The sequence below is a fragment of the Nocardia sp. Root136 genome (assembly GCF_001427185.1).
GTDB lineage: Bacteria > Actinomycetota > Actinomycetes > Mycobacteriales > Mycobacteriaceae > Nocardia > Nocardia salmonicida.
In genome coordinates this window covers 1964500-1990312 of sequence record NZ_LMFE01000001.1, presented here as the reverse complement: position 1 = coordinate 1990312, position 25813 = coordinate 1964500, and the positions used below count along the sequence as shown (strand labels likewise).

General features: G+C 68.7%; 17 protein-coding genes and 1 tRNA gene. 10 read left to right on the top strand and 8 right to left on the bottom strand.

Translation table 11 applies throughout. From position 1 onward, the window contains the following. Positions 1 to 20: 20 nt before the first annotated feature. The 4 genes from ASD42_RS33720 to nudC all read left to right on the top strand — a co-directional run bounded on the left by ASD42_RS33720 (position 21) and on the right by nudC (position 9799). Positions 21 to 3845, top strand: coding sequence for an ATP-dependent helicase (locus tag ASD42_RS33720; protein WP_084787124.1), 3825 nt, complete (start codon positions 21 to 23; stop codon positions 3843 to 3845). Next, the gene (locus ASD42_RS09260) at positions 3842 to 7462 is read left to right on the top strand and encodes a UvrD-helicase domain-containing protein (protein ID WP_056812759.1); all 3621 of its coding nucleotides are present in this window, start codon (positions 3842 to 3844) and stop codon (positions 7460 to 7462) included. The genes ASD42_RS33720 and ASD42_RS09260 overlap by 4 nt, the downstream gene beginning before the upstream one ends. A 195-nt stretch (positions 7463 to 7657) precedes the next feature. Further along, positions 7658 to 8713 (top strand): potassium channel family protein, encoded by a 1056-nt coding sequence (locus ASD42_RS09255; protein WP_056812756.1) that lies wholly within the window; start codon positions 7658 to 7660, stop codon positions 8711 to 8713. A gap of 195 nt (positions 8714 to 8908) precedes the next feature. Then, entirely contained in the window at positions 8909 to 9799 is an 891-nt protein-coding gene (gene nudC / locus ASD42_RS09250) for an NAD(+) diphosphatase (protein ID WP_235569351.1), read from the top strand. Positions 9800 to 9808: 9 nt separating this feature from the next. On the opposite strand, the gene ASD42_RS09245 is transcribed toward nudC, so the two are convergent. Then, positions 9809 to 10042: a mycoredoxin gene (locus ASD42_RS09245; protein WP_056812750.1), complete on the bottom strand. Its 234-nt coding sequence runs from the start codon at positions 10040 to 10042 to the stop codon at positions 9809 to 9811. 158 nt (positions 10043 to 10200) lie between these two features. Between ASD42_RS09245 and ASD42_RS09240 the strand changes: the two genes are divergently transcribed. The 3 genes from ASD42_RS09240 (at position 10201) to ASD42_RS09230 (ending at position 13256) form a co-directional block, all read left to right on the top strand. Continuing rightward, a complete protein-coding gene (locus ASD42_RS09240) occupies positions 10201 to 12357 on the top strand; it encodes an ATP-dependent DNA helicase UvrD2 (RefSeq protein WP_056812748.1) in 2157 nt (718 codons plus the stop codon). A gap of 110 nt (positions 12358 to 12467) precedes the next feature. Further along, a complete protein-coding gene (locus tag ASD42_RS09235; protein WP_156677409.1) occupies positions 12468 to 12794 on the top strand; it encodes a hypothetical protein in 327 nt (108 codons plus the stop codon). Positions 12795 to 12932: 138 nt separating this feature from the next. Next, complete coding sequence (locus tag ASD42_RS09230) at positions 12933 to 13256, top strand: WhiB family transcriptional regulator (protein WP_101468522.1); 324 nt, start codon at positions 12933 to 12935, stop codon at positions 13254 to 13256. A gap of 72 nt (positions 13257 to 13328) precedes the next feature. Here the strand turns inward: ASD42_RS09230 and ASD42_RS09225 are convergent, their stop codons facing one another. The 3 genes from ASD42_RS09225 to ASD42_RS09215 all read right to left on the bottom strand — a co-directional run bounded on the left by ASD42_RS09225 (position 13329) and on the right by ASD42_RS09215 (position 17288). Next, positions 13329 to 14681 (bottom strand): ABC1 kinase family protein, encoded by a 1353-nt coding sequence (locus ASD42_RS09225; RefSeq protein WP_056812742.1) that lies wholly within the window; start codon positions 14679 to 14681, stop codon positions 13329 to 13331. A 58-nt stretch (positions 14682 to 14739) separates the two neighbouring features. Then, positions 14740 to 15621 (bottom strand): TOMM precursor leader peptide-binding protein, encoded by an 882-nt coding sequence (locus ASD42_RS09220; RefSeq protein WP_056812739.1) that lies wholly within the window; start codon positions 15619 to 15621, stop codon positions 14740 to 14742. Positions 15622 to 15830: 209 nt separating this feature from the next. After that, positions 15831 to 17288 (bottom strand): zinc-dependent metalloprotease, encoded by a 1458-nt coding sequence (locus ASD42_RS09215; RefSeq protein WP_056812736.1) that lies wholly within the window; start codon positions 17286 to 17288, stop codon positions 15831 to 15833. Positions 17289 to 17416: 128 nt separating this feature from the next. On the opposite strand from ASD42_RS09215, the gene ASD42_RS09210 reads away from it, so the two are divergent. Beyond that, positions 17417 to 18442, top strand: a complete 1026-nt coding sequence (locus ASD42_RS09210) for a YlbL family protein (RefSeq protein WP_084787052.1) — start codon at positions 17417 to 17419, stop codon at positions 18440 to 18442. 1 nt (position 18443) lies between these two features. On the opposite strand, the gene ASD42_RS09205 is transcribed toward ASD42_RS09210, so the two are convergent. Next, entirely contained in the window at positions 18444 to 19022 is a 579-nt protein-coding gene (locus ASD42_RS09205; RefSeq protein WP_056815859.1) for a PPA1309 family protein, read from the bottom strand. Between the two features lie 156 nt (positions 19023 to 19178). Between ASD42_RS09205 and ASD42_RS09200 the strand changes: the two genes are divergently transcribed. Beyond that, entirely contained in the window at positions 19179 to 22163 is a 2985-nt protein-coding gene (locus ASD42_RS09200; protein WP_056815857.1) for a UPF0182 family protein, read from the top strand. Between the two features lie 70 nt (positions 22164 to 22233). On the opposite strand, the gene ASD42_RS09195 is transcribed toward ASD42_RS09200, so the two are convergent. Beyond that, positions 22234 to 22776 (bottom strand): transglycosylase family protein, encoded by a 543-nt coding sequence (locus ASD42_RS09195; protein WP_056812727.1) that lies wholly within the window; start codon positions 22774 to 22776, stop codon positions 22234 to 22236. Positions 22777 to 23132: 356 nt separating this feature from the next. On the opposite strand from ASD42_RS09195, the gene ASD42_RS09190 reads away from it, so the two are divergent. Next, positions 23133 to 23206: transfer RNA gene (locus ASD42_RS09190), tRNA-Met, on the top strand. A gap of 52 nt (positions 23207 to 23258) precedes the next feature. Here ASD42_RS09190 and ASD42_RS09185 read toward each other — a convergent pair. Beyond that, positions 23259 to 23516 (bottom strand): HPr family phosphocarrier protein, encoded by a 258-nt coding sequence (locus ASD42_RS09185; protein WP_056812724.1) that lies wholly within the window; start codon positions 23514 to 23516, stop codon positions 23259 to 23261. A gap of 26 nt (positions 23517 to 23542) precedes the next feature. Next, positions 23543 to 25774, bottom strand: coding sequence for a PTS fructose transporter subunit IIABC (locus ASD42_RS09180; RefSeq protein ID WP_056812720.1), 2232 nt, complete (start codon positions 25772 to 25774; stop codon positions 23543 to 23545). Positions 25775 to 25813 lie beyond the last annotated feature (39 nt).

The window sequence follows — 25813 nt, the reverse complement described above, 5'->3', positions numbered from 1 at the left end:
CGGATAGCTCGGTGCGACTCGTGCGCCGGACAACGCGGGCGCCCCGGCCGCGGGCCTGGGGTGCGTCCGTTCGCGCGCTGTTCGCCGAGCAGGCCCAGCCCGCGCCGCCACGTCCGGGGTGGCGGCCGTGGCAGGTGATGGGCGGGCCGGGGACGGGTAAGACCTCGCTGCTGATCGACCTGGTGACCGCGCGGATCGTCGACGGCGCCGACCCGGCCTCGGTGCTCGTCCTCACCCACACCAAGCACGCCGCGGCCGCGTTGCGCGATGCGATCACCCATCAGCTCGGTCCGGCCGCGGGTGGCATTCCGGGCGCGAGCCGGGAACCGATGGTGCGCACGCTGCACTCCTACGCGTTCTCGGTACTGCGTCGGCATGCGGAGCTGCACGGCAATCCGCCGCCGCGACTGCTCACCGGTGCCGAACAGGACGCGGTGCTCCGGGAGATGCTGCGCGGCGATCTCGCCGACATCGAAGCCGGGGCCGGGGGATTGTGGCCGCCGCGCCTGCAGCCCGCGCTCGCATTGGGTGGGTTCGCCGAGCAACTGCGCGATCTGATGTTGCGCGCCACCGAGCGCGGACTCGGGCCGGAGGACCTGATGGCACTCGGTCGTGAACACTACAACGACGCGTGGGTGGCGGCCGGGCGGTTCTTCCAGCGCTACGAACAGGCGTCGATGCTGCGCTGGTCGGTCGGTGTCGCCGCGCCGGAGGCCACCGCGCCCGCCCTCGACGCCGCCGAACTGGTCGGTGCGGCGCTCGACGCCCTGGCCGGTGACCGGAATCTGCTTGCCGCCGAACGAGATCGGATTCGCTACCTGCTCGTCGACGACGCACAGCACCTCGACCCGCAGGCCGCGACACTTGTGCGCGCCATCGGCAGCGGCAGCGCGAGCACCGTCGTCACCGGCGACCCCGACCAGGCGGTCTTCACCTTCCGCGGCGCGGATTCGCACTTCCTCACCGACCTCGACACCGCCGCGTCGCGTCGAATCATCTTGCGGCACAACCATCGCAGTGGCGCGCCGATTCGCTTGGCGAACGCCCGCATCGCGGCGAGGTTGCCGGGCAGTGCCCGACACCGGGTGCTGCCGGGGCAGGAGAACGAACCACCCGAGCCCGTAGCAGGTCAGGAGCCGGGACTCGAGGGTGACGTCGATCTGTTCGCGCACGCCGACCTACCCGAGGAACCACGCCGTCAGCGGGCAGCGGACCGCGAAGTCAGCGCGGAATCCGCGCGGCCCGATTCAGCGGCATTCGACGAAATACCCGACAAGGACATCTGGCCGGGGCATCTGCCGCCCGATGACGAGCCGCCGCCCGATGACGAATGGGCGGCCCCGGAGGATCCGCATCCCGTCGACGAGTCGAGTGTGCGGGTGCGGGTGCTGTCGACGCCGGCCAAGGAAGCGGCGCTGATCGCTGATCACCTCCGCCGCGCGCACCTCACCGATGGGGTGCCGTGGTCGGCGATGGCGGTGATCGTGCGGTCGGTGCCGTTGTCGCTGGCGCCGTTGCGGCGGGCATTGCTGGCGGCGGGGGTGCCGGTGCGCAGGCCCGCGGTGGCCGAGCCGTTGGCGCGGCGGCGTGGAGCGGCGTGGATGGTGCTCGCGCTGCGGGTGCTATTGGCGGGGGACCCGTCGCGGCCGGGCTCGCGGCGGGCGATCGACGCGATGTTCTCGCCCGACGATGCGATGGATCTGCTGTCCGGGCCGCTCGGCGGGGCCGACCAGATCGCGCTGCGCCGACTGCGCCGGGGTGTGCGACGCAGCGTGCTCGACCTGGAACGCACGGGTGCGCTCGCCGAGCCCTTCGTCGACGGCGCCGACCAGTTCCTGCTCTGGGAGGAGGCCGCGCCCCCGCCGGAAATGCCGGAGCCCGAACCGGATCCGGTCGACGACGAATGGCTCCCGCCACCGGACCCGGACGACCCGCTGCGCCCGGAACCCGAACCGGACTGGGATATCGCCGAGCGACTACCCGACGATATCGACCTCCTCGATGTCGAGAACCCGCCTGCCGCGAACACCGTCGTGGAAGTAGTACGCCCCGAAGCGCCCGCGGTGGCGCTGATCGACCAATCCTCTGCCGAGGTCCTGCGCGACCTGATCGTCGGCGTCGGCGAACAGCGGTTGCTCGACGGGCTCACCGAAGTCGAAGCCGCGCCGCTGCGTCGGGTGTTGCGTGCGGTGGCGAAGGCCAAGGAGACGCAGGCCAGAGGACAGGGTCTCGAAGACGTGCTGTGGACGCTGTGGACGAATTCGCGGCTGGAGCGGCGCTGGTTCCGGCAGTCACGGCGCGGCGGGGCCTCGGGCATGCAGGCCGATCGTGATCTCGATGCCGCCGTCGAATTGTTCGACGCCGCAGCCGCTTACGTCGACCGGCTGCCGAAGGCGAGCATCGACGGGTTCGTCGAATACCTTCTGCACCAGCAACTTCCACAGCAGGGTAGGCCGCTGACCGCGGAAGGCGAGGCGGTGACCCTGCTCAGCGCGCACGCCGCCGCGGGCCGGGAATGGGACGTGGTGGCGGTGGCCGCCGTGCAGGAGGGCATCTGGCCGAACCCGCGATCGCGGGGCACGTTGCTCCACACCGAGGACCTCGTCGACCTGGTCGGCGGGGTCGATCCGAGCGCGACGGTGAGCCGGGCCGCGCCGATCCTGGCCGAGGAACGCAGGCTGTTGCTCGTGGCGTGCAGTCGGGCTCGGCAGTCACTGCTGGTCACCGCTGTCGAATCCGCCGCGGGAGACCAGGATCTGGTGCCGTCGCGGTTTCTCACCGAACTCGTCGGTGACGACGACAGCGGCGAACCCGGCGCGCTGCCGGTCGCCGATCCCGGACGTGCGCTGGTCATGCACGCGCTGGTCGCCGAATTGCGCGGGGTGGTGTGTGATCCCGGGGGCGACCCCGAACGTCGTGATCGGGCGGCACGTCAACTGGCCCGGCTGGCCGACGCGGGCGTGCCCGGCACCGACCCCGGCGACTGGTACGGCACCGCCGAACTCAGCTCGCAGCGCGAGCTCTGGGACGACGACGATTCGCCGATCGGGCTGTCTCCGTCGACGGTCGAGCTGTTGCGCACCTGTCCGCTGCGGTGGGCGCTGGAACGGCACGGCGGTACCGACGGCGACAACCCGCACGCCGTGAAGGGCAATCTCGTGCACACGCTCGTGCAGGCGCTGGCGGGCGATGTCCCCGAGGCGCAGGTGCGCGCGGCACTGGACCAGGCGTGGAAAACGGTCGACCCGGCCGACGGCTGGCATTCGCGACAGGAACTGCGCCGCACCGAGACGATGCTGGAGACCTTCCTCTCCTGGGTCCGCACCACGCGCGGTGAGCTCACCCAGGCCGGAGTGGAAGTGCCGGTGGACTGCGTGTTGCCCGCGCGCACCGAAGGCGCACGAGCCGTGCGGATTCGGGGGCGCATCGATCGGCTCGAACGAGATGCGCAGGGGCGCTTCGTCATCGTCGACGTGAAGACGGGCAAGACGCCGGTCAGTGAGAAGGCGGTGGCCGATCACGCTCAGCTGGCGACCTACCAGGTGGCGGCCGCGCACGGCGCGCTGGACGAGGAGGAGTCCGAGGAGCCGACCCCGGTGGTCGATCCCGGTGGCGCGCGGCTGGTCTATGTCGCCAAACCGAACCGCAAGACCGGCGCGGCCGAACGCACACAGAACGCGCTCGACAGCGACGGACTCGACCAGTGGCGCACCACCATTCACGATGCGGCCGACGCGACGCGCGGTCCCGGATATCTGGCGGTGCGCAACGACGGGTGCAGGCACTGCCCGGTCGCGGGCAGTTGCCCGGTGCAGGACACCGGACGGCAGGTGACCGACGAGTGAGCGGCGTGCGCGTCACCCCGCAGCGGTTGGCCGACGCGCTCGGCCTGCCACCACCGACCGATGAGCAGGCGGCGGTGATCGCCGCGCCACCAGGGCCCACGTTGGTCGTCGCGGGCGCGGGCGCGGGCAAGACCGAGACGATGGCCGCGCGGGTGGTGTGGATGGTGGCCAACCAGCTGGTCGCCCCGGACGAAGTGCTCGGGCTGACCTTCACCCGAAAAGCCGCCCAGCAGTTGACTTCTCGTATCCGTACCCGGCTGGCCCGGTTGGCGGGCGCGCCGCTACTGCGCGAGATCGACCCCAGCGGCGCGCTGCGCACGATCGTCGCCGGGGCCGAGCCGGAGATCAGCACCTACCACTCGTACGCGGGCAGGCTGCTCACCGCGCACGGGCTGCTGCTGCCGGTGGAGCCCTCGGCGGCCCTGCTCACCCAGACCCAGCTGTGGCAGCTCGCGCACGAGGTGGTGCGGTCCTGGGACGGCGACCTCGACACCGACCGCACCCCGGTCTCGGTGACCGAGGCGGTGCTCGCCCTGTCCGGGCAGCTCGCCGAGCACCTGGTGGAGCCGGAGCAATTGGCCGAGGCGCACGCGGAGCTGGAGAAACTCGTCTACACGCTGCCCGCCGGTCCACGTCAACGCGGCGGGCCGAGTCAGGCGCTGATCGGCGTCGTGACCGCGCAGCGTGAGCGCGTCGCCCTGTTACCGCTGGTCGGCCAGCTCGCCGAAGCCCTGAATCGTCGCGGCGCACTGGATTTCGGCTCCCAGATGTCGCTGGCCGCGCAGCTCGCCGTCGACCACCCGGAAGTCGCCGCCGCCGAACGCGCTCGATTCAAGCTGGTCCTGCTCGACGAATACCAGGACACCGGGCACGCGCAGCGCGTCCTGCTCTCGGCGCTGTTCGGCAATGCCGAGGCGGTGCGACAGGATCGGCCGAGGCAAGCGGTTCGGATTCGGGGTGACGCGCAGCCGACTCGTGCGCACGCGGCCGACACCTTGTTCGGGGTGGACGATCAGGACCCGGCATCCCCGCAGGGGCGCGGCGACGGACCTGGACACGTGGGCATCCTGTCGCTCCGTGGTGACTCTGTCGGTGACGTACCCGGACCATCGCAGGCCCTCGCGGTGACGGCGGTGGGCGACCCGATGCAATCCATCTACGGGTGGCGTGGCGCTTCGGCGGCCAATCTGCCGCGGTTCGCCACCGACTTCCCCGCTGCGCCAGGGGTTCCCGCACCGGTGCTGCCACTGCTGACCAGTTGGCGGAATCCGCCCGAGGCGTTGGCGTTGGCGAATCTTGTGGCCGACCCGTTGCGGATGGTGGCACGGGCCGCCGGCGGAGCGACGGTGGACGCGTTGCGGGCCAAGCCGCAATCGCATGCGGGGGTAGTCGAGTTCGGGCTCACTGAAACCATTGCGCAGGAGCGCGACTGGATCGCCGAGCGGATCGCGCGAGAGTGGGCGAGCGCACGGGAGAACGAAGCGCCGCCGCCCACCTCTGCGGTGCTGGTGCGACGCAATGCCGATGCCGCGCCGCTGGCCGAGGCACTGCGTGAGCAGGGGCTGCCGGTGGAGATCGTCGGGCTCGGCGGGTTGCTGGCGACCCCGGAGGTCGCCGATATCGTCGCCACACTGCGGTTGATCGCCGAACCGGGGACCGGGAGCGCGGCGGTTCGGATTCTCACGGGGGCCCGGTGGCGGATCGGGGTGGCCGACCTCGCCGCCCTGGCGCGACGCGCGCGGATGTTGTCCATCAGCAGTGTGTCCGGTGGCGACGCGAACGCGATCACCGATGCCGCCGGGCTGGCGACGGCGCTGCGTGAGGTGGCGCCCGAACCGACCGAGCAGGCCGGGCTGGCCGATGCCATCGCCGATCCCGGTGCGGCGGACCAGTATTCGGAGCCCGGGTTCGCGCGGATCGCCGCCTTGAGTGAGGAGCTGGCCGCGCTACGCGAGCGCAGCGGACAACCGCTGGTCGAACTCGTCGCCGATGTCGAACGCACCATCGGCGTCGGCGTCGAGACCCAGGCGAGGCGCGCTATCGCCGGTGGCGGTGCGGGTCGCGAGCATCTCGACGCCTTCGCCGAGGTGGTCGCCGGATACGCGGCCGACTCCAGGGCATCGCTGAGCGGTCTGCTCGCCTTCTTCACCGCGGCCGAATCGGTCGAAAACGGTTTGGAGCCCGGCGAAGTCGAGGTCGCGCGCGATCGCGTGCAGATTCTCACCGTGCACGCCGCCAAGGGCCTCGAATGGGAAGTCGTCGCCGTGCCGCATGTGAGTGCCACGGTGTTCCCATCGACGACCGCGTTGAGCACCTGGCTCGGCGCACTCACCGAACTCCCCACCACCCTGCGCGGTGACCGCGCCCAGCCGGACGCGTCCGAAGGCGTGCCCGTGCTCGACCTGAGCGCGGTGGGGGACCGCTCCGAACTCGAACACGCGATCGCCCACCACAAGGACGCGCTCAAGAGTCGCCGCCTCGACGAAGAACGTCGCCTGTTCTACGTAGCGCTCACCAGAACCGAACGGGTGCTGCTTGTTTCGGCCTACTACTGGCCCGAGACGGGCAGTTCGCAGAAGGGTCCGTCGGAGTTCCTGCTCGAGCTCAAGGAGGCGAACGAGAACCCGGACAGCGCGGCCTACGGCGTCGCCACCATCGCCCGCTGGGACGATAAGCCCGCACCGGACGCCGTGAACCCCTTCGCCGACAACCCGCCGACCGCCCAGTGGCCGCGTGACCCACTAGGCAACCGTCGCGACCCCATCGAACAGGGCGCCGCGCTGGTTCGCGAGGCTCTCGACACCTTGCGCAGCGGCACAACGGTTTCCAGCAGTGCGTCGGGTGATCAACTCGAGTCGGCGGAGCTGGCCGAGGACGACCCGGAAGGGTGGGTCAACGACGTCGACGCGCTCCTCGCCGAATTCACCGCCGCCGAACTCACCGAACAACAGGTGGAACTTCCGGGCCAACTTCCCGCCACCGCCCTGGTCGAACTCCGCGCCGACCCGACCCGCTTGGCCGCTCGTCTGCGCCGCCCCCTTCCGTATCCTCCGAACCCGATGGCCAGGCGTGGCACCGCTTTTCACGCCTGGGTGCAGTCCTGGTTCGGCACCGAACAGCTGCTCGGCCTCGACGAGCTACCCGGCGCCGCCGACAGCACCACCGAGATGGGCCGCGCCGATCAGGAACTCGCCGCCATGCAGTCGGCCTTCCGCCGGTCGCCGTGGGCGCACCGCAATCCTGTCGACGTGGAAGTGCCGTTCGAAACCAGCATCGCGGGCACGGTGATCCGTGGCCGCATGGACGCCGTGTTTTCCGAACCCGGTGGGCGCTGGATCGTGGTCGACTGGAAGACCGGCGCCGAACCCGGCCCCGCCGACGAGCCCGCCGTCGCCATGCAGCTGGCCGTCTACCGCCTCGCCTGGGCCCGCCTGATGGCCGCCCGCACCGGCGAGACCGAGGACCGGATGCTCCAACGAGTCGGCGCCGCATTCCATTACATCCGCTCCGGCCGCACCATCGCCCCCGAGCAACTGGCGGGCCCAGCCGAACTGGCGCGCCTCATCCACGACGCCGCACCGGAAAACGCCGACACCGATCCACACGAGGCCCACTGAGCCGATAGTGTTGCGCTCGCCGAGGAAAGCTCGAGGCGAACAGGGCCGGTCACCCGGCGGCGAAGCCGCCAGTTTTCGGCCGCCTTGATCTGGACTGACCAGAGGGTGCGACGAAGGAGTACCCGGCGGGAGGGAAGATCAAGGTACCCAGGCCGAAAACCCGCGGCGCCAGCCGCCAGAGATACAGGAGCAGGCATGTTCGGTGACACGCGCAACCCGGTCGGGTTGAGCAGCAGTCCCGACTACGCCCTGGTCGGTCTGTTGCGGATCCCGGTGGCGCAGTCGAGCCCGTGGGTCTCGCTCACCCGCCGCGTGCTGTTCGCGATCGCGCTGCTGTTCACCGCTGCGACAGTGGTATACGTCGGTCGCGACGGTTATAGCGACAACACCGGCGACGAGCTGTCTTTCCTGGACGCGATGTACTACGCCACGGTGTCCTTGTCGACCACCGGCTACGGCGATATCGCCCCGGTGACCCCGTCGGCACGGTTGGTGAACATCATCGTCATCACCCCACTGCGCGTCCTGTTCCTCATCGTGTTGGTCGGTACCACTCTCGGCGTGCTGACCGAACGGTCGCGGCAGGCATTCAAGATTCAGCGATGGAGGCACACCGTGCGTAATCACACCGTCGTAGTCGGCTACGGCACCAAGGGCCGCACGGCGATCGATGCGATGGTCGGTGACGGGATCCAGCTGTCCGACATCGTGGTGGTCGATACCGACCCCATCGCGCTGGAGGCCGCCGCCGCCGCGGGTCTGGTGACCGTGCACGGTTCGGCGACCAAATCCGATGTCCTGCGGCTGACCGGCGTGCAGCGTGCCGCCGCGGTCATCGTCGCCACCAATCGCGACGACACCGCCGTGCTGGTGACGCTCACCGCCCGCGAACTGAACAAGACGGCCAAGATCTCCGTGGCCATCCGCGAAGCGGAGAACACCCACCTGGTCCGTCAGTCCGGCGCCGACTCGGTGGTGGTGTCCTCGGAGACCGCGGGCCGACTGCTCGGTATCTCCACCACCACACCCACTGTCGTGGAGATGATGGAGGACCTGCTCACGCCCGAGCAGGGCTTCGCCGTCGCCGAACGCGAGGTGGAGGAGAGCGAAGTGGGCGGATCGCCGCGCCATCTCAGCGACATCGTGCTCGGTGTGGTGCGCAACGGGGCACTGATCCGGGTCGGTGAACCCGAGGTCGACGCCCTCGACGCGGGCGACAAACTGCTCTACATCCGTAGCACCGGAAAGTAGTCACCCGCCCGAGCAAGGCGTACCTTCGCCTTCGCTGCGGCCGTGCGCGGCTGAGGAACGCTGTCGCGGCTGCGCCCATTAGGCGTACCTTCGCCTTCGCTGCGGCCGTGCGCGGCTGAGGAACGCTGTCGCGGCTGCGCCCACTAGGCGTACCTCCGCATTCGCCGCGGCCGTGCGCGGCCTATGCTCGGCAACGTGTCATTCCGGCTGAAAGACGTTCCGCTGCTGTCACGTTCCACCATCGACCGGGCCGAGCACGCCCGGCTCGATCCCGGCGCCCTGCGCGAAGGGTGGGGCAAAGCCAAGATTCTGCGTATCGACCCGCGCGGGAAAGTGCGGGTCGAGGGCGACAAGATCGTCCTCGACGCGGCTGTTTCGGTGGCCGCGGAGCCCGGTGACAGGACGGTGTTCCTCGGTGTCGTCGACGGCAGCCACCTGTGGGCGACGCGGGCGACCGACCTCGACGGCACGCTGAGGGATCTGCGTACGCTCGGGGCCGTCGACGATTTCACCGCTGAGCTGCTGTCCACCGCGTACGCGCTGCTCAACTGGCACGATCGGGCCGGATACCACGGTGGCGACGGCACGGCCACCACGTCGGCGCGCGGCGGTTGGTCGCGGCTCACCGCGACCGGGGAGGAAGAATTCCCGCGGATCGACCCTGCGGTGATCTGCCTGGTCCACGACGGTGCCGATCGCGTGCTGCTCGCCCGCCAGCAGAGCTGGCCGGAGACGATGTTCTCGCTGCTGGCCGGCTTCGTTGAAGTGGGCGAATCGCTGGAGCACTGTGTGGAACGGGAGGTCCGCGAGGAGGTGGGCGTCGACCTGCGCGATATCCACTACCTCGGCAGCCAGCCGTGGCCGTTCCCGCGCTCGCTGATGGTCGGCTTCGCCGCGGTCGGCGACCCCGCCCAGGAACTCGTGTTCTCCGATGGCGAGATCGCCGAAGCGCATTGGTTCACGCGCGAAGAGGTCCGCGCCGCCTTGCAGGTCGGCGACTGGTCGGCGCGCGAACCCGGCGCACGGCTGCTCGTCCCCGGATCCATCTCGATCGCGCGATCGATCATCGAGTCCTGGGCGGACTGACTCGGCGGATCAGGCCTGCTGGGCGGCCAACGCCTGCTTGACTGCGGCCAAAGACGGGTTGGTCGCGGTGGAGCCGTCGCGGTACTTGATCGTCGGCACGACGTGGTTGCCGTTGTTGACGCTGCCGACGAACTCGGCCGACGCGGGATCGTCTTCGATATCGATCACCGTGTAGGTGATGCCCGCCTCGTCGAGCTGGGTCCGCAGGCGTCGGCAATAGCCGCACCAGGTGGTCGAGTACATCGTCAGATCTGCCGTTGCTTCAGTCACGCGATGTGCAACGTCGCGACGCGGCTCGGTGTTCCTTGCCCGATCCGGGACCGACGGGTGACGGTGCTCTATCGCGCGATCGTGGCCGTGGGATCGGCGGGCGTCGCGGCAAGTTGTCGGGGGGCGCTGTCATGATGGTGCGCGTGCCAGCACTCGATCTCACCGCCCTCGACCCGGAACAGGCCGCCGCGGTGCGGGCACCGAGGGGGCCGGTCTGTGTGCTCGCCGGTGCGGGCACCGGGAAGACCAGGACGATCACACATCGTATCGCCCACCTGATCGCGGGTGGGCATGTGAAGGCCGACCAGGTGCTGGCGGTGACCTTCACGGCGCGGGCCGCGGGGGAGATGCGCAATCGGTTGCGCACGATGGGGCTCGGCGGCGACGCCGGACAGGTGCAGGCGCGCACCTTCCACGCCGCGGCGCTGCGGCAGTTGCGGTATTTCTGGCCGCAGGTGGTGGGGGATGTGCCGTGGCGACTGATCGACAGCAAGTTCCCCATCGTTTCGCAGGCCGCGCAGCGGGCGGGGCTGCGCGCCTCCACCGAAATGGTGCGTGACCTGCTCAGCGAAATCGAATGGGCCAAGGCCTCGCTGATCGCGCCGGAGGACTATCCGGCCGCCGCTGCCCGCCATCATCGTGACGCGCCGGTCGACGTGGCCAAGGTCGCCGAGGTGTACCAGGGCTACGAATCCGCGAAAGCCTCCGCCGACGGTCTGCTGCTCGACTTCGACGATCTGCTCCTGCACACCGCGGCCGCGCTCGAGGACTATCCGGCCGTCGCCGACGAGTTCCGCGGTCGCTATCGCAGTTTCGTCGTCGACGAATACCAGGACGTCACGCCGCTGCAGCAGCGGGTGCTCGACGCATGGCTGGGCGAACGCGACGACCTCACCGTCGTGGGTGACGCGAACCAGACCATCTACTCGTTCACCGGCGCCACCCCGTCCTACCTGCTCGATTTCTCCCGGCGCTTCCCCGACGCCACGGTGGTCCGGCTCGAACGCGACTACCGGTCGACTCCCCAGGTGGTGTCGCTGGCCAACCAGGTGATCGGGGCCGCGCGCGGACGCATCGCGGGCACCCGCCTCGCCCTGATCGGTCAGCGGCCCGCCGGGCCGGAACCGGAGTTCGCCGAGTACGCCGATGCGCAGGCCGAGGCCGTCGCCGTCGCCGTGCAGATCCAGAAACTGATCGCCGCCGGGACGCCGGCTTCCGAGATCGCGGTGCTCTACCGGACCAACGCGCTGTCCGAACCGTTCGAACAGGTGCTCGGCGCCCGCGAGATTCCGTTCCAGGTGCGCGGTGGCGAGGGGTTCTTCCACCGTCAGGAGGTGCGGCAGGCGGTGTCGGCGTTGCGTCAGGTCGACGCGCGCGACGACCTGCCCGATGCGGCGCGCAGCGGATCGTCGCTGATCACGTTGGTACGGGCCGCGCTGGCGCCGGTCGGTCTCACCGCGGAGGAACCGGCCGGTGCGCAGGCGAAGGAACGGTGGTCCTCGCTGCTGGCACTGGTGCAGCTCACCGAGGAACTGGTCAGCCACGACGACGAGATGGACCTCACGGCGCTGCTGCGCGAGCTCGCGACCCGTGCCGAGGCCAAGCATCCGCCGACCGTCGACGGTGTCACCCTGGCCTCGCTGCACGCGGCGAAGGGCCTGGAATGGGACGCGGTGTTCCTGGCCGGTCTCACCGACGGCACGCTGCCGATCTTCCACGTGCTCGGCAAGAAGAACACGGCTGTCGACGAAGCGGGACTGGAAGAGGAACGACGGCTGCTCTACGTCGGTGTCACGCGGGCACGCGAACATCTGAGCCTGTCGTGGACTCAGCGGCGGCTGCAAGCAGGCGGGGACTACCGGCCGGTGACCAGGTCACGATTCCTCAACGGGCTGATCCCGGACAGTTCCTCGGCCTCGCGGATCGCCGTCGAGATCCCGGCCGAGTCAGAGGCCCCACGTCCGCTGTGCCGGGTGTGCCTCAAGCCGTTGATCGGCACTCATGCCACCATGCTCGGCCGCTGCCGGCGCTGCCCGGGCGAAGTCGACCCCCAGTTGCTCGAGGCGCTGAAGGAATGGCGAGCCGAGAAGGCCGAGGCCCTGCAGCGGCGCGACTTCGTGGTCTTCACCGACACCACCCTCACCGCCATCGCCGAGCAACTGCCCGCCGACGACGCCGCGCTGGCGGCAATCGCGGGCATCGGTGCGAAGAAGATCGAACAGTACGGTGCCGACGTGCTCGCGATCGTCGCATCACGTGTGAAGACAACGGCACAAAACCCCAGGTAGAAAATAAGTTGTTCGGTTCTCGATCATTGCCTATGGTGGAGAACACGCACCGAGAGTGATCCCGGTGCGCGGTAATTGTTCACACACGAGTTCAGGAGGGAGGCAGACACATGAACACGAACACCACGTTCGATGCGATGAGCAATCGCGTCCTGGTGAACGCATTTGTCATGTCCGCCTCCCGGGGGGTCCTCGCTCTGCAGGGGACCGGCCTGTCCGGCGTCGATGTCAAAGCTGTGCCGATGACTGTCGTCCATCAGCACACTCCGATTCGTCTCCAGGACAAGCCCAACGTGGGTTGGCAGCCGACCGCTGTTGCGGCACCGGCAGCTATCGCCGATGAAGCCGGTTACGCACCGGAGTTCATCGGCGCAATCCGCCTCCGCGTCCACCCAGCGACCGTGATCAGGTCTCGACAGAAATGTCGAACTAGGTAGGGAACACCTCCCAGACCTCCTGGCCACGGATCGCGAGAAGCGAAATCCGTGGCCATCTTTATATCGGCTCCTCAGCCGTAGGCACCGGGTTCGCACACCGAACATTCCACCGCTGCAAACGAGCTGAAGGAGAACGACGTGTTCACCGCCCAGGACTGGCCGACGGCCACTACTGACGTGACATGCCGAACCGTGGCGCAGACCCCTCGCGTCCGTGAGGTCACCAAGACTCTGCCCTGTAGGGGCGGAAACCCCGATCTGTGGTTCGCCGAGAGCCCCACCGATCTCGAGCAGGCCAAGGAACTGTGCGCGGCCTGCCCGATCCGCAAGGGCTGCCTGACCGCGGCCATCGATCGTGCCGAGCCGTGGGGCGTGTGGGGCGGTGAGATCTTCGACCAGGGTGTCGTGATCGCCCGCAAGCGCCCCCGCGGTCGCCCGCGCAAGGTCGCGATCATGGCATGAACCCGGGAAAAGGGTTGTACCGCAAGCGAACCGCTCACCTCGTCATGGTGAGCGGTTCGTTTTGCTTTGTGCTTACGAGGCCTGTTCGGCGCGGAAGCCCGGCACCCAGGTGCGTACCAGGTCCATGAAGCCGAGTTCCGCGTCGAGTTGGGCCAGGATGCCGACCGAACCACCGAGCACCCGGAAAACGGTGAGGTACTCGGCCGGAAGTTGCAGGGCGCGAGCGGTTTTCATCTCCGGGCTGGAGAACTCGGACGCCTTGCCCGCCACCCGCTGCATCCACGAGCGGGTGAAGTGGAAGGTGTCGGTGCGAATCGGGTCGCTGAACGGGCGCAGGTACGCCTCGATCTCCTCGTGGGTGACCACACGTCCCGGAATGACCCAGCCGTGCTCGTAGAGCAGTTCGGTGAGCGCCGCGTGCTCGTCGGCGACAGCGAGGGCCAGCATGCGGCCCAGGATCTCCGGGAAGCCGTCCGGCATCGGCGCACAGGCGCCGAAGTCGAGCACGGCCAGGGTGCCGTCGTCGCGCACCAGGAAATTGCCGGGGTGCGGGTCGCCGTGCAGCAGGCCGACCAGTTCGGGCGAGCTGAAATGGAAGGTCCCCATCAGCTCGGCGATCCGGTTGCGCTGGGCCAGGGTGCCCTCGGGATCCTCGGCGCCCGCCTTGATCAGTGCCGATACCGGGGTGCCGTCGAGCCATTCGGTGACGATCACCTTCGGGGATCCGGCCACCACCTTCGGGACCGAGATGGTGGGATGCCCCTCGAACGCGGCCGCGAATCGGCGCTGGTTGGCGGCCTCGATGCGGTAGTCGAGTTCTTCTTCGGTGCGTTCGGTGATCTCGGCGAGCAGCGGCTTCACATCGGCGCCGGGGATCACCGACGAGAGCAGTCCGGTCATCCGGGACAGCGTCTTGAGGTCGGCGCGCAGCGCGTCGTCGGCGCCGGGATACTGCACCTTCACCGCCACCGCGCGTCCGTCGGCCCACACCGCGCGGTGCACCTGGCCGATGCTGGCCGAGGCGGCGGGGGTGTCGTCGAAGGACTCGAAGCGGTCCCGCCATTTGGTGCCCAGCTGCTGGTCGAGCACGCGGTGCACCGTCTCCGCTGCCATCGGCGGCGCCGCGGCCTGCAACTTGGTCAGCGCCTCGCGATAGTGCTCACCGAACTCCTCCGGAACGGCGGCCTCCATCACACTCAGCGCCTGCCCGAACTTCATCGCGCCGCCCTTGAGCTCACCGAGCACGGTGAACAGCTGCTCGGCGGCTTTCTGGTTCAGGTTGGCGTTGATCTGCTTCTTGTCACCACCGACGAGCTTCTTACCGAACCCGACAGCGGCTCGTCCGGCGATGCCAAGGGGAATCTTGGCCATCTTGGCATTGCGGCTGGAACTGCGGCGCACGATCTCGGACACGGTACCCATCATGGCCGAACCTGCGGGGTGTGTGCCATAAGAATGCTCACACCGGCCGGTGCGACGCCCGTCACCGCGAGGTTCCAGGCGTGTGCGCGGCCATGTTCCGGCACCCGCATTCCTGATGCGGCAGCCACGGCCGACGCTGGATCTCATGGGTGTCGAGGTCCAATTCCACGGTGGCGTCGAACGTGCGCGGTTCCCGCCGCGGGGAACAGGCGATGATCGCCTCGAGTTCGCCGAGCGCCAGCGCGGTCGTCGCCGCGATGCCCGCCGGGGAGGCGTGTCCGGTGCGGCCGAGTAGCTGGGCGGCCAGGTGCGGCCACTCGACATCGAATCCGGCCCGGGTCAGATCGGCACAGCGAAGGCAGCTGGTCTCGCCGGGCAGGACGAGCGGGCCGACCACGCCGACCCCGTCGCGGACCCGCACCTGCAGGTGCGGCACCCGGCGCAACATCAGATCCACCGACAGTGCCGGGTCGATCATCAACGCGTCGGTGAGCACCACCAGATCGTCCGAGCCGGTGCCGACCGGCATGTCCGGTCGGTATTCGCGCGAGCGGGTCGGCCGAAAACCCATGCGCCGCAATCCGATCGCCACGGCATCGGAGAGCGGCCCGAGGCCGTGCACGGTGATGGCGCGAATCTTGCCGAGAGCGGGTTCGGATTCGGGTTCGAGCAGTAGACCCGCACGCTCGATCGCGGCGAGCATGCCCATGGTGCGGTCGGGACTGATGCCGAATTCGCCCGCACGCCAAATGATCTGGGGTCGTGATTGCAAGCCGTCGAGCAGGCGCAGGAAGGCGAGCACGGTACCGGTGTCGTGATCGGTGGTGTGGAGCAGCAGCGCGCGTTCGGGGTCCCAGCCGAGTTGTACCGTGCCGGACGGGCGAACCAGGGTGGTCACTCGCGGGTGGAGCATCGGGCCGCGCAGTGGGGAGGTGGTCGTCATGGCTGAAGTATCGGCACTCGGCAGCGGCTCATCGTGCGCCGAAAGTGCAGTTATCCACAGGGTTTCGGCGTGTCGGTTCGAGAATTACGAATTGTGAACAGCCGATGTACCGGGGGTCGTCACGGCATTTTCCGACGAACGCGCGCCACGCGACCGTGTCGCGCCACCGAGATCGGAAGATTTCTCCCCGACCTCGGTGGCGGTGCGGATCAGGACTTGCCCGCGCCGGAATCGGGGTGGGCATCGCCCTCGTCGCGCGGGGTTTCGTCGGACTCGTCAGCCTTGGCTTTGTCGCGATCGGCCGCGTCGCGTTCGCGCGCCTCGGTCTCGGCCAACTGTGCCAGCGGATCGTCGAAAGCGCCTGTGCCGCCGCCGATAATGGAGTCGATGAAACCGGCGGGCGAGTCGAGATCGGTGGAATCGGGCAGCAGATCGGGGTGTTCCCACACCTTGTCGCGTCGCTCCATCCCCGCATCGGTGGTCAGCCGCCGCCACAGCGCGGAAGCCTCACGAACCTTGCGTGGACGCAACTCCAGTCCGACGAGCGTCGCGAACGTCTGCTCGGCGGGCCCACCCGTCGCCCGGCGGCGACGCAGCGTCTCCGACAGCGCGCCCGCGCCCGGCAGGCGCTCACCCAGCGCATCGGTGACCACGACATCGACCCAGCCCTCGATCAGCGCCAGCAGGGTCTCGAGTCGCTCCAGCGCCTGCTTCTGCTCCGGCGTGGTCTGCGGCTCGAACGTGCCCTGGGAGAGCAGTTCCTCCAGCTTGGACGGGTCGCTCAGCGACATCGGGTCGATGCCCTGCGCGGCTTCCTCGATCGCGGAGAAGTCCATCTTGATACCGCGCGCGTAGTCCTCGACGGCACCGAGCACTTGCTGACGCAGCCACGGCACATGGGCGAAAAGTCGCTGGTGGGCGGCCTCGCGTGCCGCCAGGAAGACGATGATCTCGCTCTCGGGCTGCTCGAGCCCCTCGCTGAACGCCGCGATCGCGGTCGGCAGCAGCGCCGCGGTACCGGCCGGGCCGAGCGGCAGGCCGATATCGGTGGAGGTCAGCACCTCCTTGGCCAGCTGGCCGAGCGCCTGACCGAGCTGGGAACCGAACGCCAGCCCGCCCATCTGGCCGAGCATGCCGACCATCGGCCCGGCGAACTGCTTGGCCTCCTCGGGTAACTGCGCGGTCCACATGCCCGAGATCTGCTCTGCCACCGGGTCGCACAGGCGCTTCCAGGTGGGCAGGGTCTCTTCGATCCAGTCGTTCGGGGTCCACGTGACCGTCTTGGTGGCGCCCGCGGGCAGCACGGTGGCGCCGTCGAGCCACAGCTCGGCCAGATGCGCCGCGTCGGTCACCGCGGTGGTGGTGCCGGCGGCGATCGGAGCGATGGTGGAGCCGAGCTGCTGGCGGGCCAGTCGCTTGGCGACGTCGTAGTTGACCGGGCCGGACTGCGTGCCGCCGGGACCCATGCCCTGGCCCATGCCGCTGATCATCTGCCCGAGCTGGCTCAGCATCTGGCCCAGCTGCGACGGATCGAATCCGCCCGCGCCGCCGACGCCGCCCGCTCCGAACCCGAACGGATCGTTTCCGCCAGGTCCGTTGCCCTCGTCGCGACGCTTGCCGGAATCGTCGTCGTCGCCGGTCGAGAAGCCGAAGGGGAGATCGCTCATACCTATTACGTTACGCGGGACCCCCGGGCCCACGGTGTTCGCGCATCGCGAAATCGCGCGACAACGGCCACGCCGCAAAAGCGTGCCACTACCGTCGGTCCCGGTCGCTGATCACTACTGTGGTCCGAGTGAATCGTCGGATCCTCACCCTGATCGTCGCCCTCGTTCCCGTACTCGTGCTCGGCGTGGTCGGCAGCGTGGTCACCGTGCCGTTCGTCGCCCTCGGCCCCGGTCCCACCTTCGACACCCTCGGCCAGGTCGAGGGCAAACAGGTGGTCGATGTCACCGGCGCGCCACTGGATCCCACGAGCGGGCACCTCAATATGACGACCGTGTCGGTGCGCGACGGGCTGAACCTGTTCGAGGCATTCGGGTTCTGGGTCAGCGGTGAGCACGGCCTCGTGCCGCGCGCCGAGGTGTACCCGCCTGGCGTGTCGCGCGAGGAGGTGGACAAGTCCAATCAGCAGGACTTCAAGGACTCCGAGAGCGATGCCGAGGTCGCCGCGCTGCACTACCTGAAGATGCCGACCGTCGTGCTGGTGCGCGGACTCGGTGAAGAGGGCCCGGCCAAGGGCGTGCTCGAAGTCGGCGACGAGCTGATCAGCATCGACGGCACCCCGATCACCACGCCCAAGGATGTGATCGACATCGTCGGCACCAAGGCTCCCGGCGACACCATCACCGTGGTCTACCGCCGCGGTGACGCGGAGCAGACCAGCCAGATCACCCTCGCGCCACGTCCCGGCGACGAGGCCAAGGGCTACCTCGGCATCACCCCCGGTGAAGGTGGACGTCCGCCGCTGCAGGTCGAGTTCAACCTCGCCGATATCGGCGGCCCGTCGGCCGGACTGATGTTCAGCCTCTCGCTGATCGACAAGCTCTCGCCGGGCGAACTCAACGGCGGCAAGTTCGTCGCGGGCACCGGCACCATCGACCAGGACGGCAAGGTCGGCCCGATCGGTGGCATCCAGTACAAGATGATCGCCGCGCGCGAGGCAGGCGCGGAAACGTTCCTCGTTCCCGCCGACAACTGCAACGAGGCCGGTCAGCGGGCGCCCGACGGCCTTCGCTTGGTGAAGGTCGACACCCTCGACAGCGCGATCACCGGACTGGCCGACATCAACGCCGGCCGCGAGGCGATCGGCTGCGGGTAGGTCACTCCAGCGTGTGGTGCAGGGCCTCGATCAGGCCCGGCGCCAGGTTGGGGTAGGTGCGCAGATCGAGATCGCCGAAGCCGTCGTCGTCCTCGGGGCGGATCTGCAGCAGGCACAGGGTGGCGCCCTGGCGCAGGACGCCCGCGATGAGTCGCGCGTCGCGGCGACCCGGATGCGCGTGCGCGGCGGCACGCCCGGCGGCGTCGGCGGCTTCGTCGTCGGCGAGTAGCGGAACCAGCGCCTCGTCGAGATCGCTCTCGGCGTCGGGCGGCAGCACCACGATCTCCTGCACCAGCACGCAGCCCTCGACCGCGGGCGGCCAGGTGGTGGTGGCCAGGAACTCGTCGAGCGCCATCGACCCGCCGGTGATGTCGTCGGGAAATGCCTCCTGGGCAACGGGGGTCAGCTCGCTGCCGTCGTCGAGCTGATCCTGCAGGTCGGGTTCGGCTGCGGCCAGGTCGGCGGTCGGCACCAACGCGAACATCTGCGGCGGGTTTCCCCAGCCCTCGGCGTCGGCGAACTCGACGACCTCGCGCACACAGCGGGCGAGGAGAACTTCGGCGTGCTCGTCTTCGGTCACCCGCACATCCAATCATTTTCGGCCCAGACGCCTGCACGGTGTCCGATTTCCGTACAGTGGGCGCCAACGGTCCGGTAACGGATCACCCGCAACATTCGGACTGCGGTGACTGCGCCGATCACGGTGTGGAACCGCCGGAACATGGAGAGTGGCACCGTGGGCATGCGGCCCCCCACCGGCTTACCTTCGCTGTCCCGACGCAGCCGTGTGCTGCTGGTGACAGCAGTCGTCCTCGCGGCGTTGCTGCTGCTCGGGCCCCGCTTCACCGATGCCTATACCAATTGGTTGTGGTTCGGCGAGGTCGGATATCGCAGTGTGTATCTCGGCGTCTTGCGCACGCGTCTGATCCTGTTCGTGGTCGTCGCGTTGCTCGTCGGTCTGGTGGTCTGGGCAGCGCTGCTGCTGGCCTACCGGTCGCGTCCGGTCTTCGTGCCGGTCGCCGGGCCCAACGATCCGATCGCGCGCTACCGCACGACCGTGATGAGCAAGCTGCGGCTGTTCGGCGTCGGCATCCCGGTGCTGCTCGGCGTGCTGTCGGGACTGGTCGCGCAGTCGAACTGGGCGACGGTGCAGCTGTTCCTGCACGGTGGCGAGTTCGGTCAGCAAGACCCGCAGTTCCACCTCGACATCGGTTTCTACACCTTCGACCTGCCGTTCTACCGGATGGTGCTGAACTGGCTGTTCGTCGCCGTGGTGATCGCGTTCTTCGCGAACCTGGTTACCCACTACGTGTTCGGCGGCCTGCGGCTGGCCGGGCGTGAGGGCACGCTCACCAGGGCCGCGCGCGTGCAGCTCGCGGTGATCGCCGGAATCTTCGTGCTGCTCAAGGCGGTGGCGTACTGGTTCGACCGGTACGACCTCTTGTCGAGTACGCGCAAGGAACCGACCTTCGGCGGTCCGTCGTTCACCGATATCAACGCGGTGCTGCCCGCCAAGCTGATCCTGCTGTCGATCGCGGTGATCTGCGCGGTGGCGTTCTTCGCCGGGATCGTGCTGCGCGATCTGCGGGTTCCCGCGATGGCGGCCGCGCTGCTCGTACTGTCGTCGATCCTGGTCGGTGCGGTGTGGCCGATGGTGGTCGAGCAGTTCTCGGTGCGCCCGAACGCGGCCGAGAAGGAGAGCCCCTACATTGAGCGCAACATCATGGCCACGCGCGAGGCGTACGGGATAACGGACGACAAGGTCGAGTATCAGAACTACCGGGGCAGCTCGACCAAGAGCCCGCTCGAGGTCCCCGCGGACGCGGCGACCATCGGCAACGCCCGCCTGCTCGACCCGAATATCCTCTCGCCCACCTTCACTCAGCTGCAGCAGCGCAAGAACTTCTACGGCTTCCCGGAGTCGCTGGACATCGACCGCTACAACCTCAACGGTGACCTGCAGGACTACATCGTCGCCGCGCGCGAGCTGCATCCTCAGGCGCTGTCGGGCAACCAGAAGGACTGGATCAACCAGCACACCGTCTATACCCACGGCAACGGTTTCGTCGCCGCGCCCGCCAACCGGGTGAACAAGCCGCAATCCGAGGCGCAGAGCGCGGCGGGCGGCAGCGATTCGGGTTATCCGCTGTTCATGGTGAGTGACCTGTTCACCAAGGTCGAGGACCAGCAGATCAAGGTCGACCAGCCGCGCATCTACTACGGCGAGCTGATTTCCCAGACCGACCCCGACTACGCCATCGTCGGTACCGCCGAAGGGCAGGCCCCGCGCGAGTACGACTCCGACGAGGCGCAGTTCACCTACGACGGCAGCGGCGGCGTGCCGATCGGGAACTGGTTCAACCGGCTCGCTTTCGCGGCCAAGTACGCCGAGCGCAACATCTTGTTCTCCTCCGCGATCAGCGAGGACTCCAAGATCCTGTTCAACCGCGGTCCGCGTGATCGGGTGCAGAAGGTCGCACCGTGGCTGACGACCGACGGCAACGCCTACCCGGCGGTGATCGATGGTCGCGTCAAGTGGATCGTCGATGCCTACACCACGCTCGACAAGTACCCCTACGCCCAGCCGACCTCGCTCGACGGCGCGGTCGAGGACAGCATCGACAAGAAGACCGGGCGCGTGATCCCGCGCAAGGAGGTCAGCTACATCCGTAACTCGGTGAAGGCCACCGTCGACGCCTACGACGGCACCGTCACCCTGTACGAGACCGACACCGTCGACCCGGTGCTCAAGGCTTGGCGTGGGGTGTTCCCAGACGCGGTGAAGCCGCAGAGCGAGATCTCGCCCGAGCTGCGCGCGCACTTCCGCTACCCGGAGGACCTGTTCAAGGTCCAGCGCGACATGCTCACGAAGTACCACGTGGACAACCCGCGCGAGTTCTTCACCAACAACGCGTTCTGGTCGGTGCCCAGTGATCCGACGATCGAGGGCGGCACGTTCAACCAGCCGCCGTACTACGTGCTGCTCGGTGATCCGAAGACCACCAAACCGGTCTTCAACCTGACCTCGGCGATGGTCGGCTACAACCGGCAGTTCCTCTCGGCCTATATCTCGGTCCGCTCGGATCCCGAGAACTACGGCAAGTTCACCGTGTTGCAGTTGCCGACCGACTCCCAGACCCAGGGTCCGCAACAGACGCAGAACTCGATGACCACCGCCGACGCGGTGTCGCGAGAGAAGACACTGCTGTCGAACTCGAACAAGATCCGCTACGGCAACCTGCTCACCCTGCCGGTGGCCGACGGCGGCATCCTCTACGTCGAACCGTTCTACAACGAACGCAACACCGGTTCGTCGACCTTCCCGCAGCTGTTGCGCGTGCTGGTGAGCTACCGCGACGCGGCGGGCAGCGTGAAGGTCGGGTATGCGCCGACGCTGGCCGAAGCCCTGAACCAGGTGATGCCGGGTGCGGGTTCGCTGGCGACACCGTTCGGTGGCGATCCGTCGGTGAAGCCGAAACCGGGAGCGACCCCACCGGTCGACCCGGGCACGGTCACTCCGCCCGGCGGTGGCACGACGCCGCAGCCGGGGACGACACCCCCCGTGGGTTCGACCGGCGGGGAGGCCGCGGCTGCCGAACTCAGCCGCAAGATCGAGGCGGTGCGCACGGCGATGCGGACGGGCAACTTCACCGATTTCGGTAAGGCGCTGGAAGAACTGGACGCCGCGGTGAAGGCGTATCAGGACGCCGGCGGCCGATAGCCGACCGCGCAGCAGCAAGAAAGGCCCCGTCTGGATGACGGGGCCTTTCTTGTGCAGGGGGAACGGTGGATCAGCCGCCGATCGAGGCGATCAGCGGAGCATTGGCGTTCAGCAGGTCCTGGTACTGACCGGCGACACCGTACTGGTCGGCCAGGGCCTTGCCCGTGGCCTTGGCCTGGTCGACGGCAGCCTGGACATCGGTCTTCGCCTCGGCGGGCAGCTCGACCGGCAGTTCGACGGCGGGCTCCTCGACAACCTCGGGCTCGGACGCGCCCGACTGGAGGAATTTGCCGCAGTGCGGCCACGCGCCGACGCCCTGGCTGGCGAGCACGTTCTCCGCGACGCGGATCTGCTCTTCCTTGCTGGCGTTGTGCGCCGAACCCTGGCCGCCGTTGGCAGCCCAGGTGCTCTGCGAGAACTGCAGCCCGCCGTAGTAGCCGTTGCCGGTGTTGATGCCCCAGTTGCCACCGCTCTCGCACTGGGCGACGCCGTCCCAGTTGTAGGCGGCGGCAGAAGCGGTACCGGTGGCGAGGCCGAACGGAACGGCAACAAGGGCGCCGGCGATGGCGGCGACGCCAAGGGCGCGGGTGCTGAATTTCCGGGTCTCAGTCATGGAGGAGACGCTAACCAATGAATCGATGCCGATCACATCTTGATAACGGGCGGATTCTATGAATGGAATAGCCGCCTTTTCGATGTTTACACCGCATAACCAGTGGGAATACCTAGATTCCGTGCGGTCTGTAATTGGGCCGTTATGTGTTCGGGATCACGAGGTGATAGTGACGCCGCTCACCGAAACTCCGCCCCGACACGTGCGATTGCCGGAATGTGTGATGGCTGCCACATTCGACGGACTCGGGCGGTGGTATTGCTCGGCGCGGATTGCGCGAATCTGCCGGAAAACGCATGCTGACCTCACGATTTGGCGCCTGCGCGCACCTGTGTGTAATGTTGTGTTCACACCGACGCGGGGTGGAGCAGCTCGGTAGCTCGCTGGGCTCATAACCCAGAGGTCGCAGGTTCAAATCCTGTCCCCGCTACAAAACGAAAGGCCCGGAACCACTGGTTCCGGGCCTTTCGCGTTATTCGAGACTAGGCGTCGAGGTCGCTGGCGACGAGTTCGGCGATCTTGTCCAGGGTCGGCTGGTCGTCGCTGCTGATCACGACTTCCGCGCCCTGGCCTGCGCCGAGGGTCATGATCATGAGCGCTGAGCCGGCGTCTACCGGGTCGCCGCCCGTGACCGCGATGGTGACGGGAACACCTGCTGCGCCGACCGCTTCGGCGATCAGGGCCGCGGGGCGGGCGTGCAGGCCGACCGAGGAGCCGACGGTGACGGTGGTGCTTGCCATGGGATATCTCCTTGTGTGCGAACGGATTACGCGGTGGTGAGAACAGGGGCGACGGACTGCTTGCGGGTGAATTGCTTGGCGAGGGTGACGCAGGCCGCGGCGACGAGAGTGCCCGCGACCAGCGACACCAGGAACCAGCCGAGGTGTCCGATCGCGAAGAACACGAAGATGCCGCCGTGCGGCGCGCTCAGGGTGACGTCGGTGGCCATGATCAGCCCGCCGGTCACCGCGCCGCCGACCATCATCGACGGCAGCACCCGAAGCGGGTCGGCGGCGGCGAACGGGATCGCGCCCTCGGAGATGAACGAGGCGCCGAGTAGCCAGGCGGCCTTGCCGTTCTCGCGCTCGGCCTCGGTATAGAGGCCAGGGCGCAGGACGGTCGACAGTGCCATCGCCAGTGGCGGGACCATGCCCGCGGCCATCACCGCGGCCATGATCCGCAGGGTGGCGGTGTCGGTCACCGACAGGCCCGCGGCGGCGAACGCGTAGGCGGCCTTGTTGACGGGCCCACCGAGGTCGAAGCACATCATCACGCCCAGGATGACACCCAGCGCGACAGCGGAGCTGCCGGACAGGCCGTTGAGCCAGTCGGTGAGCCCGTTGGTCACGGCGGCGAGGGGCTTGCCGAGCAGGACCAACATCAAGATGCCGACGATCGCCGAGGCCAGCAGCGGGATGACCACCACCGGCATCAGTCCGCGAGCCCACGTCGGGACCGGCAGCTTGCTCACCCACAGGGCCGCGAATCCGGCCACCAGACCGCCGACCAAGCCGCCGAGGAAGCCCGCGCCGACGAAGATCGCGATCGCGCCTGCCGTGAACCCCGGTGCCAGACCGGGACGGTCGGCGATCGCGAACGCGATGTATCCGGCCAGTGCCGGAACGAGGAAGCTGAAGGCGAGTGAGCCGATCTGGAAGAGCACCGCACCGAAATAGGTGGCCAGACCACCGTCGGGCAGGTCGGTAATCGAGTTGTCGAGCACGATCGTTTTCGCGCCGTCGGAGATCTCGTAGCCGCCGAGCAGGAAGCTCAGCGCGATGAGCAGACCGCCCGCGGCGACGAACGGGATCATGTAACTGACGCCGGTGAGCAGGATCTGGCGCAGGCGGGTACCCCAGCCGATGCCCTTGGCCGCTGTCCGCGAGGGCGAGGGCGCGGTACCGCCTACCGCGGCAGCGCCGGCGGTGGCGCTCGCCGCGACGGCCTCCGCGATCATCTGGTCGGGCTCGCTGATGGCGCGTTTGACGCCGGACTCGATCACGGGCTTGCCCGCGAACCGACCGCGATCCTTCACCCCGACATCGGTGGCGAAGATGACGGCGTCGGCGGCGGCGATCGTCGACGGGTCGAGTGTGTCGCCGCCGCTCGACCCCTGGGTTTCCACTGCCACGTCGACTCCGGCGCGTTCGCCCGCGGCGACCAGCGAGTCGGCGGCCATGTAGGTGTGGGCGATACCGGTGGGGCAGGCGGTCACGGCGACGATCCTCTTCGGTGCGCCGGATGCCGGTGCGTTGTCTGCCGACGCACCGCTGGCGGCGCCCCCGGCTGACGCCGAACTGTCGGCTCCGCCCGCGTCCCCGAGGGGCGCAGTCGTGCCATCACCGGCCCCCGCGCCGGAAACAGCCACACCAGTCGCGGCACCAGCGACGGTTGCCGCACCGGCGGCGGATGGATCGGAGGCGGGAGGACTGCCGGTCTCACCAGCAGCGGCGGACGACCCTGCGCCGTCTGCGGTCGAATCGGACCCAGCCGTCGACCCGGCAGGACTCGCCGAACCCGCGGCGGCGGTGGATCCGGCCGGCGGGGGATTGATGACGCCGTCGACGAGGGCGACCACCTCTGCCGGGGTCGCGGCGGCACGCAGGTCGGCGACGAACGCGGGCCGGACCAGCGCACGAGCCAGGGAGGACAGCAGTTTCATGTGCTCGGCCCCCGCTCCGTCCGGGGCGGCGATCAGGAAGACCAGGTCGGCGGGCCCGTCGGGGGCGCCGAAGTCGACGGCGGGGGCGAGGCGGGCGAAGGCCAGCGACGCCGTCGAGACGGCGGCCGATCGACAGTGGGGGATCGCGATGCCGCCGGGGAGGCCGGTGGCCGACTGCGACTCCCTGGCCGAGGCGGCCTCCGCGACCGCGGCGGCATCGGTGGCGCGGTCCGCGGCGGCGAGTCGGCCCGCGAGCGCGGTGATCACCGCGCTCTTGTCGGCGCCGAGGTCGGCGTCCAGTGCGATCAAGGTGGGAGTGATGATCGAATCGGCCATCGTCGTGTCTTTCCGGAGTGGGGGTGGAGCAGGCTGGGC